Below are 465 nucleotides of genomic sequence, written 5' to 3'. Positions count from 1 at the left end.
AAAAAACTTTTAATTGAAGAGTTTGATCATGGCTCAGATTGAACGCTGGCGGCAGGCCTAACACATGCAAGTCGAGCGGTAACATTTCTAGCTTGCTAGAAGATGACGAGCGGCGGACGGGTGAGTAATGCTTGGGAACATGCCTTTAGGTGGGGGACAACAGTTGGAAACGACTGCTAATACCGCATAATGTCTACGGACCAAAGTGGGGGACCTTCGGGCCTCACGCCTAAAGATTGGCCCAAGTGGGATTAGCTAGTTGGTGAGGTAATGGCTCACCAAGGCGACGATCCCTAGCTGGTTTGAGAGGATGATCAGCCACACTGGGACTGAGACACGGCCCAGACTCCTACGGGAGGCAGCAGTGGGGAATATTGCACAATGGGCGCAAGCCTGATGCAGCCATGCCGCGTGTGTGAAGAAGGCCTTCGGGTTGTAAAGCACTTTCAGTAAGGAGGAAAGGTT

Annotated in this window: 1 rRNA gene; it reads left to right on the top strand. The window is 52.3% G+C overall.

Annotated elements, in window-relative coordinates:
* Nucleotides 1–10: 10 nt before the first annotated feature.
* Nucleotides 11–465 (top strand): 16S ribosomal RNA (locus C2M32_RS03815); the annotation flags it as partial.

This window comes from Pseudoalteromonas sp. T1lg23B (assembly GCF_002964665.1).
Lineage (GTDB): Bacteria > Pseudomonadota > Gammaproteobacteria > Enterobacterales > Alteromonadaceae > Pseudoalteromonas.
This window is presented reverse-complemented; position numbering and strand designations above follow the sequence as displayed.